The organism is Marinobacterium sp. xm-m-312 (assembly GCF_013283295.1).
GTDB lineage: Bacteria > Pseudomonadota > Gammaproteobacteria > Pseudomonadales > Balneatricaceae > Marinobacterium_E.
The window spans coordinates 289,693-301,153 of sequence record NZ_WBYS01000003.1; the positions used below are offsets into that span (position 1 = coordinate 289,693).

The window sequence follows — 11,461 nt, forward strand, 5'->3', positions numbered from 1 at the left end:
CTAGTCTTTTTGTTGTTTAACTAAACGTGGAGTTTGCTTAATGGCAACTATCAACCAGCTGGTGCGCAAACCACGTAAACGCGTTGTAGAGAAGTCTGATGTTCGTGCATTAGAAGCTTGTCCTCAACGTCGTGGCGTATGTACCCGCGTTTACACTACTACACCTAAGAAACCGAACTCAGCACTACGTAAAGTTTGTCGTGTTCGTCTTACTAACGGTTTCGAAGTTTCTTCATACATCGGTGGTGAAGGTCACAACCTACAGGAGCACAGTGTTGTTCTTATCCGTGGTGGCCGTGTTAAAGACCTACCTGGTGTACGTTACCACACTGTACGTGGTGCGCTTGACTGTGCGGGCGTTAACGACCGTAAACAGGGCCGCTCTAAGTACGGTGCTAAGCGTCCTAAGTCTTAAGTTCGTCTACTCTCTATGAGAGTCGGCGAAGCTGTTAAGCAGGACCTAGTCCGCGCTGGTAGCTAGACCGAGACGATAAGAGTAAGGGCAGGCTTAATTGCCTGAGTAACCTGAAGACCTTTTAAACGATTTATTGAGGGCTTATCCATGCCAAGAAGACGCGTCGCTGCAAAGCGCGAAATTCTACCGGATCCTAAATTCGGAAACATCACACTGGCTAAATTCATCAACCACTTGATGATTAGCGGTAAAAAATCTGTAGCAGAGAGCATCGTTTACGGCGCTCTAGCGAAAGTTGAAGAGCGTACTAAAGCAGATCCTTTGGAACTGTTTGATAAAGCGTTGGAAACTGTTCAGCCTATGGTCGAAGTTAAGTCTCGCCGCGTTGGTGGTGCAACTTACCAAGTACCTGTTGAAGTTCGTCCATCACGTCGTATGGCGCTTGCAATGCGTTGGCTGGTTGACGCATCGCGTAAGCGTGGCGAAAAAGACATGTCTCTTCGTCTAGCGGGCGAGCTACTAGACGCGGCTGAAGGCCGTGGCGCTGCGGTTAAGAAACGTGAAGACGTTCACCGCATGGCTGACGCTAACAAAGCGTTCGCACACTTCCGCTTCTAAGCGTTTTTATCTGGCGAAATGGTGTTATCATTTCGCCAGCTTTAAATTCGCTTTTTTAAAGCCTTCGTTTATGACGAGGGCTTTTTACGTTTCAGGAGTTTGATCAATGGCTCGTACTACCCCAATTAATCGTTACCGTAACATTGGTATCTGTGCTCACGTAGATGCTGGTAAAACGACAACAACCGAACGCGTTCTGTTCTACACAGGCATGTCACACAAGATCGGTGAAGTGCACGATGGCGCTGCAACCATGGACTGGATGGAGCAAGAGCAGGAGCGTGGTATCACCATTACCTCGGCTGCGACAACCTGTTTCTGGAAAGGGATGAATCAGCAGTTCGATGAGCACCGCGTTAACATCATTGATACTCCTGGGCACGTTGACTTTACCATTGAGGTAGAGCGTTCACTGCGTGTACTGGATGGTGCCGTTGTTGTGCTCTGTGCCTCTTCGGGTGTTCAGCCGCAGACTGAAACGGTATGGCGTCAAGCAAACAAGTACGAAGTACCTCGTATGGTGTTTGTGAACAAGATGGACCGTGCCGGTGCAGATTTCTACATGGTGGTTGATCAGCTTAAACAGCGCCTGGGTGCTGTACCAGTACCTATTAATATTCCGATTGGTGCTGAAGATGAATTCAAAGGCGTCGTTGACCTGATCAGCATGAAAGCGATCATGTGGAACGAAGCCGATCAAGGTATGACCTATGATCTGGAAGAGATTCCAGCTGATCTACAGGACCGTGCCGAAGAGCTTCGTGAAGAGCTGCTAGAAGCGGCGGCCGAAGCCAATGAAGAGTTGATGGATAAGTACCTTGAAGAGGGTGAGCTATCTATTGATGAGATTAAAGCGGGTCTGCGTCAGCGTACTCTGAATAACGAGATTGTTTTGATGCTAGCCGGTTCTGCGTTCAAGAACAAAGGCGTTCAAGCAGTACTCGATGCGGTTATTGAGTACCTACCATCGCCGACTGAGGTCAAAGCGATCGAAGGTACATTGGATGATGCTGCTGAGACCGTTGAAACGCGTGAAGCGGATGACAACGCGCCGTTCGCATCACTGGCATTCAAGATCGCTACCGATCCCTTTGTGGGAACCTTGACCTTCGTTCGTGTCTACTCAGGTGTGTTGGTATCTGGTGACAGCGTTTATAACTCGGTTAAGCAGAAGAAAGAGCGCATCGGTCGTATGGTGCAGATGCACGCTAACAGCCGTGAAGAGATTAAAGAGGTTCGTGCAGGCGACATCGCTGCGATGATCGGTCTTAAAGATGTGACCACAGGTGATACGCTGTGTGATGCTGACAAGAAGATCGTTCTAGAGCGTATGGAGTTCCCTGAGCCAGTGATCTCGGTTGCGGTTGAGCCTAAATCACAAGCGGATCAAGAGAAGATGGGCTTGGCACTGGGCAAATTGGCGCAAGAGGATCCATCCTTCCGTGTTGAGACCGATCAAGAGACAGGCCAGACCATCATTTCGGGTATGGGTGAGCTTCACCTAGACATCATCGTTGACCGTATGAAACGTGAGTTCAAGGTTGAAGCGAACATCGGTAAACCTCAGGTGGCTTACCGTGAGAAGATCCGCAGCAGTGTTGTTGCAAACCACAAGTTTGCCCGCCAGTCAGGTGGTCGTGGTCAGTATGGTCACGTTGTCGTTGAGTTCTCGCCAAGTGATGACGAAGGGTTGGAGTTCATCAATGAGATCGTCGGTGGTGCGATTCCAAAAGAGTATATTCCTGCGATCGAGAAAGGTATCTCTGAGCAGATGAAGAACGGTGTTCTTGCGGGCTACCCATTGATCGGTCTGAAAGCGCGTCTTTACGACGGCTCTTTCCACGATGTCGACTCTAATGAGATGGCCTTTAAGATCGCCGCATCACAAGCACTTAAAAAGTACGCTATGGAAGCTGATCCTTGTCTTCTAGAGCCGATGATGAAAGTGGAAGTCGTAACACCTGAAGAGTACATGGGTGACGTGATGGGTGACCTTAACCGCCGTCGTGGTCTGGTTCAGGGTATGGAAGATACGACATCAGGCAAGGTGATTCGTGCTGCAGTGCCACTGGGTGAGATGTTCGGTTATGCGACCGATCTTCGTTCAGCATCCCAGGGTCGTGCGACCTACTCAATGGAGTTTGAAAACTACGCAGAGGCGCCGAAAAACATCCTGGATGGCATGTTGAACCGCTACTAATTGATATCAGTGATTAAAAAGCAGAGCCGGTTTACCGCCTCTGCTTTTTTTATGCCTGTGAAGCCTTAGCTTTCATCCCCTTCGAGGCAAACAGAAGCGTCAAGCTAAGGGCTAAGTAGAGTAGTAGATCAGAGGTGTTGGCTTTCCAGCTGACAATAGCGATTGCCAGTAGAAGTGCAGCACTCAAAAACGAAGCTCGTTGGGATCTGATTTTGCTAAGAAAGGCAGCTGCTCCTAATGCACCTATTAGAACAATAGCCAACACCATAGCGTAATCTGCTCCGGCATCCATTCTCCGGCAGAGCTCAAACAGGGCAATCAGTGCCAGTAGGTAACGCCCCCAGGTTTGCATGGTGAAGCTGCGCTGCAGCGCACGTGCCAGCAGTGCGCTAGCCATCATAGGGGCGCCCGCATAGAGGGCCAAATTGTTCAGCATCCGAAGCAGTGTCGAACTGTCCATGGAGTCGCTGGTCAGGGTGAAACTGCCAATAAGTGCAATGATCATGCTCAGCAGTGAGAGTCGAGTGACTTTGATCTCACTGCTGCTATCGAGGTTATCTTGCGTCCCTCTGAAGAGGTAGAGCGTGCTAGCGATGGCTGCTAGCAACAGGAGTATTTGCCCCAACAGAGTCATCGCAGATTACCCCAGTTTCGCAAAGGCGCGGTCAGCCGCTGCAATGGTTGCGTCTAGGTCAGCCTCTGTATGAGCGGCGGAAAGGAAGCCCGCTTCATACGCTGAAGGTGCCAGATAGACTCCTTCGTCGAGCATGTGGTGGAAGAACTTTCCGAACGCTTCAACATCACAGGCGGTTGCATCACTAAACCCAGTGATGTTCTCACGATCGGTGAAGAACAGACCAAACATACCACCTACTGCGGTCGTGGTCACAGAGATGCCGTTTTTAGCCGCTACTGCCTTCAACCCTTCGGTGAGGTATTCTGTCTTCGCGCTTAACTCTTCGTACAAGCCTTCACGCTCCATCGCGGTTAGCATAGCAAGGCCGGCACGCATGGCTAGAGGGTTGCCTGATAGGGTGCCCGCTTGGTAAACAGGGCCCAGTGGCGCGATCTGATGCATGATCTCCAGTTTGCCACCAAAGGCGCCAACGGGCATGCCGCCGCCAATGATCTTGCCTAGAGTGGTAAGATCAGGTGTGACACCATAAAGCTCTTGTGCACCGCCGCGCGCTACGCGGAAGCCACTCATCACCTCGTCAAAGATCAAAACGGTTTCGTATTCATCACAGATGGCACGCAAGCCTTCCAAGAATCCTTCTACTGGAGGGATACAGTTCATGTTGCCAGCGACTGGCTCAACGATGATACACGCAATCTCTTTACCTACTTCAGCGAAGGCCTGTTTGACACTCTCTAGGTCGTTAAACTGCAGTGTGATGGTGTGCTCCGCCAGTGCAGCAGGCACTCCAGGTGAGTTTGGTTCGCCCAGTGTCAGTGCTCCTGAGCCCGCTTTGACCAGCAGTGAATCGGAATGACCGTGGTAGCAGCCTTCAAATTTAACGATCTTATCGCGACCGGTGTAACCTCGCGCTAATCGGATGGCACTCATGGTCGCTTCAGTACCCGAGCTGGTCATGCGAACCATCTCCATTGAGGGTACAAGCTCACAAATTTTGTCTGCCATCTCTGTTTCGATTGCTGTTGGTGCACCGAAAGAGATGCCGTGGTTTAGGGCATCACGCACCGCATCGATCACAGGAGGGTAGTTGTGGCCAAACAGCATAGGGCCCCAAGAGCCGATGTAGTCGATGTACTGTTTGTCATCTTCGTCGAAGATGTAAGCGCCTTCGGCACGTTTAACAAAGACCGGTGTGCCACCGACACCTTTGAACGCACGAACGGGCGAGTTAACACCGCCTGGGATGTGTTTCTGGGCGGCTTCAAATAACTGTTCTGACTTAGACATCAACTTAACCTCGGTAAACATTTTTGACCATTATCCACAGCCAGCAAGGGAGTGTCAGTAGTACGCCTGAACAAATCCCTTGGATCGTGAATCTGGAGTTGGAAATCACTGTGGCGTATTATACAGCACCTGAATTCTTAAGACTCAGTCAGTATGGCTAACATGGAGCGTGGAACTATCGTGATTAAAGTAGGTATTGTGGGTGGCACGGGTTATACGGGCGTTGAACTGCTTAGACTGTTGGCTAACCATTCAGAAGTCTCAGTCGAGGTGATTACCTCCCGCTCTGAAGAGGGTATGCCGGTTGCTGATATGTTCCCCAATCTTCGTGGTCATTACGATCTAGAGTTTACCGTGCCTGATGTTGACCGCTTGGCCGCCTGTGATGTTGTCTTCTTTGCAACGCCGCACGGTGTTGCCATGTCGATGGCGCCTGCGTTAGTTGATCGTGGCGTACGCGTGATCGATCTGGGTGCTGACTTCCGAATCAAGGATGTACCGCTTTGGGAGAAGTGGTACAAGCTGGACCACAGCTGCCCAGACCTGGTTGAGAAAGCGGTCTACGGTTTACCTGAGTTGAATCGGGAGCAGATTAAAGATGCGCAGTTAATTGCTTGTGCTGGCTGTTACCCCACCGCGACTCAGCTGGGCTTTTTGCCGCTGCTAGAAGCGGGTTTGGTTGATACACGCCGTTTGATTGCCGACTGTAAGTCGGGTGTATCCGGTGCCGGTCGTGGCGCCAGTGTTGGTACATTGCTGTGTGAGTCGAGCGAGAGTTTTAAAGCCTATGGTGTGCCTGGCCACCGCCACCTCCCTGAAATTCGCCAAGGACTCACTTGGGCGGCGGGTAAGCCGGTCGGTTTAACCTTTGTACCTCATTTGACGCCGATGATTCGTGGTATTCACGCGACGCTCTACTCTACGTTGAAAGACCCTGTTGATTCGGGTCTGCAAGAGCTCTTTGAAGCACGTTATGCCAACGAGCCTTTTGTCGATGTGTTGCCTGCAGGTTCTCACCCTGAGACTCGCAGTGTAAAAGGGTCTAACTTCTGTCGTATCAGCGTTCACCGTCCACAAGATGATGATACGGTCGTGGTTCTCTCAGTCATCGATAACTTAGTGAAAGGTGCTTCTGGTCAGGCAATTCAGATCATGAACATTATGTTTGGCCTAAAAGAGAATGCAGGCCTCACTAACGTAGCGTTGATGCCATAATTCTTGACTGTTTTACTTGGTTTTGTGAGAATTCACCCATTCCAATGAATTTTGAGGTGTGTATTCATGTCCGCTGATGCCGATATGATCTTTACTGACTCTGCTGCAAATAAGGTACGTACTCTGATTGAAGAGGAGCAGAACGATAACCTAAAGTTGCGCGTCTTCATTACTGGTGGTGGCTGTGCAGGTTTTTCGTACGGCTTCACTTTCGATGAGTCTGTGGCTGAAGATGATACTGTGGTTGAGAATGCGGGAGTGACCATGGTGGTTGATCCGATGAGCTTTCAATATCTTGTGGGTGCAGAGGTGGATTACAAAGAGGGTCTACAGGGTTCCCAGTTCGTGATCAACAATCCTAATGCAACAACGACCTGTGGTTGTGGTTCATCTTTCTCAATTTAAATGAATGCTATAGGCCAGCGGCTCCTAGCAAGAGTGGCTGGCTTTTTTATTAGGGGGCTATCATGAGTTACAAAGTGTATATGTCGGGTGAAATTCATACCGATTGGCGTGATGTGATTCGCCAAGGTACTGAAGCATTGGGTCTGGATATTACCTATTTGGCTCCGGTCACTGATCACCCTGCCAGTGATGCTGCCGGCGACCACTTGGGAGAGCAGTCAGATAATTTCTGGCGTGATCACCAGTCATCCAAAGTGAACCTAATTAGAACCAAAGGGATGATCGAACAAGCTGATCTGGTTGTGATTCGTTTTGGTGACAAGTATAAGCAGTGGAATGCTGCATTCGATGCAGGCTACTGTGCTGCTTTGGGTAAGCCTTACATTACTCTGCATGCAGAAGATTTGATTCACCCACTTAAAGAGGTTGATGCTCAATCTCTAGCCTGGGCCAAGACGAATGAGCAGGTAGTGGAGACGTTGCGCTACGTCCTTCAGCCTTAAGCGGGAAAGAGCGCGCCAAGGCGACGCTCACCGAAGGCGCCTGTCACAGCTGGGATATTCCCAGCTTTTTTGTTTTTGAAAGCCCAAGCTAGCCAAGCAAAGGCAGCGGCTTCCATGGCATCGGCTGACCAGCCTAATAGGTCGCTGGATATAATGGTGAAGTCAGGTAGGTGTGCTGTTAGGCGTTCAATCAAATGATCGTTTCGCGCGCCTCCGCCACATAGAATCAGTTGACAGTGGGTCAGCTTGGCCTGTTTTAGAGCGTCAGCAATGGTCACTGCGGTTAGCTCTGTCAGCGTCGCTTGAACATCTTCAGACGGTAGCTGATCAAAGTCTGCGAGTTTATGATTGAGCCACTCTAGATTGAAAGTTTCCCGACCGGTGCTTTTTGGGGCGGCTCGATGGAAATAGGGCTCGTCTAATAGAGCGTCAAGCAAGGGTTGGTTTATATCACCGCTCGCCGCCCATGCACCCTCTGCATCAAAGTGAACCCCCTTATGTTGGTAGATCCACTGATCGATCAGTGTGTTGGCAGGTCCGGTATCAAAACCTTGAATATCTCCGTTTGATGTAAACAGAGAGAGGTTGGCAATGCCGCCAAGGTTCAAAAGGGCAAAGGGTCGGCGCATCTTCTCGGTTAGAAAATGATGGAAGGCAGGTACCAAAGGCGCTCCTTCACCACCTGCTGCAAGGTCGCGTCGTCTGAAGTCGGCAATGACATCGATTCCGGTCATCTCGGCCAGAATATGAGGGTTACCTGCCTGCAGAGTGCAGCCTTCGTCTGGTCTATGTCGTAGGGTCTGACCGTGGTAGCCAATAGCGTTGACCTCTTTAGGATCAATGCGGTGGTCATGCAGGAAGATCAGAATGGCTTCCGCAGCAAAAGTGGCCAGGTCCCTATCTAGGATCATCAGCTGATCAATCGATTGGGGCTGGCCAGTCATAAAGGGAAGAATGCGCTGTTTAAGTTCGTCAGAGAATTCGAAACAGCGAGAGTGCAGTAGTTGATACTCAGGTTCGAAGTAGCAAAGAGCGATGTCGAGCCCATCTAAGCTGGTGCCGGACATGAGGCCCAGAAACATTTTACTCTGCTGCACGACTCTCACTGGCAATCAGTTGCTCAATAGCCTTCTGCTGAAGTGAAGCAATCATATCGTTAGCCACTTTATTGAAGTTGGCACGCTCTTTCTTAGCAATCGGTTGTGCGGCAGGAAGTTTCACCGTCTGTGGGTTCTTATGGACCCCCGCAACTCGGAACTCATAGTGCAGGTGGGGGCCGGTTGCAGTGCCGCTCATACCTACGTAGCCAATGGTCTGGCCTTGCTTAACGCGTGAACCCTTTTTAACCTTGCTGTTGTATTTGCTCATGTGGCCATAGAGCGTAGTGATGTTGCCACCGTGTTGGATAATGACCGTACGACCGTATCCGCCTTTTGTACCGCGCCAAATAACTTTGCCATCCCCGGCTGCCTTGATGGGTGTGCCTGTTTTAGCAGCGTAATCAGTTCCTCGGTGAGGACGTTTTACGCCAAGCACTGGATGGTAGCGCTCGCGTGTGAAGCCTGAGCTGATTCGGCGGAAGTCGACAGGGGAGCGTAGGAAAGCTTTACGCATACTGCGGCCTTCCGGAGTGAAGTAGTTTACGTCACCGTTGGAGTCTTCATAGCGAACGGCGGCGAAAGTATCACCGTTGTTGGTGAACTCCGCGGCAAGAATGTCGCCATCGCCAATTCTTTTTCCATCTAAATACTTCTCTTCAAACAGCACTCTAAACTGGTCGCCTTTGCGAATATCCAGAGCAAAATCGATGTCCCAGCCAAATACCTCGGCCAGTTTCATGGTGATGTTCTCAGATAGACCGGCGCTTTTGGCTGCAAGGTAGAGCGAGCTGGAGATCTCTCCAGTGACGAACCGCTGGCGCATCTCGGGTTCAAGTACTAGGGTCTCTTGCTGATAACCCGTATCCGTCAGCGAAAACTCAACTGACTCTAACAGGCTCTTTTCAATGCGCAGTGTGATGAGTTGGTTATCTTCAATGTGAAGACTGAGCGTCTGGCCAGGACGGAGCGCATTGAAGTGCTTGGTTTTTTTATCAGCCTGGGCAATCTTATGAACATCTTTAGCACCTAGGCCGGCACGCTTGAAGATTTTGCTTAGGTTGTCACCGCTTTTGACTTTAAAGCGTTGCCACTCAATAGCGGGTGGCTGTTCTGCCACTTCAGTGGTTGCTGAGGTTTGCTCATTGTGTTCTATAAGGGTTGAAGAGGTGGTTTCAGCCACCGGTAGTTGTGCTTCTGGAAGGGCTTTGGGTGAGATAAGTTCGATCTGAGATCGAGTGGCTTCTACCTCCGATGAAGGAAGTATCGAGAGCATCAAGGCGATAAACGACAGAGACCCAACAACGGCAAGGTGCATCTTAGGAAATCGCTTCGCTTTTCTGAAAATATTTTTAGCCAAACCTACAGCCAGATATTAGTTGAAACAGAGTGTTTGTCCCTTAGACAGTTAATTGTATAAAAGTTCCATCTAGATTCCGATAGATAAAGCGATTTAGCGATGATTTTAATCAAATGGATCCCTTATCAAATTTGTCTAACAGATGATCAATCGGTAGAATCTCGCCTCTCAAATTAAGACCGCAAACATCGGATTGAAACAAACCATGGCAAATAGCAATTTAATCGCTGAACTTCAGTCGCGTGGACTTGTCGCGCAAATGAGTAGTGAAGATGAGTTAATGGAACACCTAGAGAAGGGTTCTGTAACGCTCTATTGTGGTTTCGATCCGACGGCAGATAGTCTGCACATTGGTAGCCTAGTGCCGCTGTTAACATTGCGTCGTTTTCAAGAGTATGGCCATAAGCCTTTGGCTCTTGTGGGTGGAGCAACCGGTTTGATCGGTGATCCGAGCTTTAAAGCACAGGAGCGAAAGTTAAACGATGATTCAACGGTTGCTGGTTGGGTGGATAAACTCAAAGCACAAGTGAGTCAGTTCATCAGCTTTGATAACTGCGATAACAGTGCCGAGGTTGTAAATAACCTCGACTGGACTCGAGGCATGGATGTACTGACCTTCCTGCGCGATGTGGGCAAGCACTTCTCTGTAAACTCGATGATTGCAAAAGAGTCTGTAAAACAGCGTATTGATCGTGAGGGATCTGGTATCTCTTTTACAGAGTTTACCTACATGATTCTTCAGTCTTTTGACTTCCAGCAGCTTAATAAGTCGCACGGTTGTACTTTACAGATCGGTGGTTCTGATCAGTGGGGCAACATTACTGGTGGTATCGAACTATCACGCCGTATGAATGGCAACCAGGTGTTCGGTATTACGCTGCCACTGGTAACCAAGTCAGATGGAACAAAATTTGGTAAAACCGAGTCAGGTACTATCTGGTTAGATGCGACTAAAACATCGCCCTACGCCTTCTACCAATTCTGGATGTCGACGGCTGATGCAGATGTTTACAAGTTCCTTCGTTACTTCACCTTCTTAGATGTTGAGAGAATTGCTGACATTGAAGAGGAAGATAAAGCAGCGACTGGTCGTCCTCAAGCGCAAGCGATTCTCGCGGAAGAGGTGACACGCTTGGTGCATGGTAATGATGCAGTAGAAGCGGCTAAGCGAATTACAGAGTCACTCTTCTCAGGTGATATTAGCCAGTTAAGTGAAGCTGACTTTGAGCAGCTTAAGCAAGATGGTCTTCCGGCGACACAGGTTCCAACCGATCTTTCGGATACACCGTTGACGACACTGTTGGTTGATGCGGGTATGGCGAATTCCGGTAAGCAGATCAAAGATGCACTGCAGCGTGACGCTGTCATCGTAAATGATCGTGCCTGTGGTATGGCCGATAATATGTCAGGCAACGAAATTTTCAGCTCTGAAGCAGGCCTATTTGGTAAATATTTCCTAGTCAAACTGGGTAAAAAGAAACACCACCTGTTTTATTTGTAAAAAAGTTAGTTTTTTTACAAAAAAGGGGTTGAATAAAAATCGGGTGTCGGTAATATACGCACCTCGCTTGAGACGAGTGCTCAAGCAGCCACCAAGAGATCGGTGGCACGCTCTTTAACAATTAATCAGGTAATGCGTGTGGGCGCTTGTTGAGGTTGAGCACAAAAGCTTAACAAGACAAGCAACCTATATGTGAATTCATTTAGCGTAATGTTTTTCTTGA

The 11,461-nt window shown here is 49.4% G+C and carries 11 protein-coding genes; 7 read left to right on the forward strand and 4 right to left on the reverse strand.

The genetic code is table 11. The features are described 5' to 3' along the window. The first annotated feature begins 40 nt into the window (after window positions 1-40). The 3 genes from rpsL to fusA all read left to right on the forward strand — a co-directional run bounded on the left by rpsL (window position 41) and on the right by fusA (window position 3,233). On the forward strand, window positions 41-415 hold the full coding sequence (rpsL, locus tag XMM312_RS05670; RefSeq protein ID WP_173481797.1) for a 30S ribosomal protein S12: 375 nt from the start codon (window positions 41-43) through the stop codon (window positions 413-415). Window positions 416-562: 147 nt separating this feature from the next. Next, window positions 563-1,033 (forward strand): 30S ribosomal protein S7, encoded by a 471-nt coding sequence (gene rpsG / locus XMM312_RS05675; RefSeq protein WP_173481798.1) that lies wholly within the window; start codon window positions 563-565, stop codon window positions 1,031-1,033. 106 nt (window positions 1,034-1,139) lie between these two features. Beyond that, window positions 1,140-3,233 carry an elongation factor G gene (fusA, locus tag XMM312_RS05680; protein ID WP_173481799.1) on the forward strand — a complete coding sequence of 698 codons (2,094 nt, stop codon included), beginning with the start codon at window positions 1,140-1,142 and terminating at the stop codon, window positions 3,231-3,233. Between the two features lie 49 nt (window positions 3,234-3,282). On the opposite strand, the gene XMM312_RS05685 is transcribed toward fusA, so the two are convergent. After that, the gene (locus XMM312_RS05685; RefSeq protein ID WP_173488810.1) at window positions 3,283-3,867 is read right to left on the reverse strand and encodes a hypothetical protein; all 585 of its coding nucleotides are present in this window, start codon (window positions 3,865-3,867) and stop codon (window positions 3,283-3,285) included. Window positions 3,868-3,873: 6 nt separating this feature from the next. After that, the gene (gene hemL, locus XMM312_RS05690) at window positions 3,874-5,157 is read right to left on the reverse strand and encodes a glutamate-1-semialdehyde 2,1-aminomutase (RefSeq protein ID WP_173488811.1); all 1,284 of its coding nucleotides are present in this window, start codon (window positions 5,155-5,157) and stop codon (window positions 3,874-3,876) included. A gap of 180 nt (window positions 5,158-5,337) precedes the next feature. On the opposite strand from hemL, the gene argC reads away from it, so the two are divergent. From argC to XMM312_RS05705, 3 genes are all read left to right on the forward strand, one after another. Continuing rightward, on the forward strand, window positions 5,338-6,372 hold the full coding sequence (argC, locus tag XMM312_RS05695; RefSeq protein WP_173481818.1) for an N-acetyl-gamma-glutamyl-phosphate reductase: 1,035 nt from the start codon (window positions 5,338-5,340) through the stop codon (window positions 6,370-6,372). Window positions 6,373-6,438: 66 nt separating this feature from the next. After that, complete coding sequence (gene erpA, locus XMM312_RS05700) at window positions 6,439-6,777, forward strand: iron-sulfur cluster insertion protein ErpA (RefSeq protein WP_173481802.1); 339 nt, start codon at window positions 6,439-6,441, stop codon at window positions 6,775-6,777. Between the two features lie 62 nt (window positions 6,778-6,839). Beyond that, the gene (locus XMM312_RS05705) at window positions 6,840-7,280 is read left to right on the forward strand and encodes a YtoQ family protein (protein WP_173481803.1); all 441 of its coding nucleotides are present in this window, start codon (window positions 6,840-6,842) and stop codon (window positions 7,278-7,280) included. Here XMM312_RS05705 and XMM312_RS05710 read toward each other — a convergent pair. Both XMM312_RS05710 and XMM312_RS05715 read right to left on the reverse strand, forming a co-directional pair. Further along, window positions 7,277-8,362: an anhydro-N-acetylmuramic acid kinase gene (locus tag XMM312_RS05710; protein ID WP_173488812.1), complete on the reverse strand. Its 1,086-nt coding sequence runs from the start codon at window positions 8,360-8,362 to the stop codon at window positions 7,277-7,279. The genes XMM312_RS05705 and XMM312_RS05710 overlap by 4 nt on opposite strands. 1 nt (window position 8,363) lies before the next feature. Beyond that, window positions 8,364-9,737 (reverse strand): OapA family protein, encoded by a 1,374-nt coding sequence (locus XMM312_RS05715; protein ID WP_254442858.1) that lies wholly within the window; start codon window positions 9,735-9,737, stop codon window positions 8,364-8,366. 205 nt (window positions 9,738-9,942) lie between these two features. On the opposite strand from XMM312_RS05715, the gene tyrS reads away from it, so the two are divergent. Continuing rightward, window positions 9,943-11,238, forward strand: a complete 1,296-nt coding sequence (gene tyrS, locus XMM312_RS05720) for a tyrosine--tRNA ligase (protein WP_173488813.1) — start codon at window positions 9,943-9,945, stop codon at window positions 11,236-11,238. The last annotated feature ends 223 nt before the right edge of the window (window positions 11,239-11,461 follow it).

Coding starts and splice junctions, on each gene's coding strand:
- XMM312_RS05685 (WP_173488810.1), bottom strand. CDS start 3,867: ATGACTCTGTTGGGGCAAATACTCCTGTTGCTAGCAGCCATCGCTAGC.
- erpA (WP_173481802.1), top strand. CDS start 6,439: ATGTCCGCTGATGCCGATATGATCTTTACTGACTCTGCTGCAAATAAG.
- XMM312_RS05705 (WP_173481803.1), top strand. CDS start 6,840: ATGAGTTACAAAGTGTATATGTCGGGTGAAATTCATACCGATTGGCGT.
- hemL (WP_173488811.1), bottom strand. CDS start 5,157: ATGTCTAAGTCAGAACAGTTATTTGAAGCCGCCCAGAAACACATCCCA.
- rpsL (WP_173481797.1), top strand. CDS start 41: ATGGCAACTATCAACCAGCTGGTGCGCAAACCACGTAAACGCGTTGTA.
- fusA (WP_173481799.1), top strand. CDS start 1,140: ATGGCTCGTACTACCCCAATTAATCGTTACCGTAACATTGGTATCTGT.
- tyrS (WP_173488813.1), top strand. CDS start 9,943: ATGGCAAATAGCAATTTAATCGCTGAACTTCAGTCGCGTGGACTTGTC.
- rpsG (WP_173481798.1), top strand. CDS start 563: ATGCCAAGAAGACGCGTCGCTGCAAAGCGCGAAATTCTACCGGATCCT.
- XMM312_RS05710 (WP_173488812.1), bottom strand. CDS start 8,362: ATGTTTCTGGGCCTCATGTCCGGCACCAGCTTAGATGGGCTCGACATC.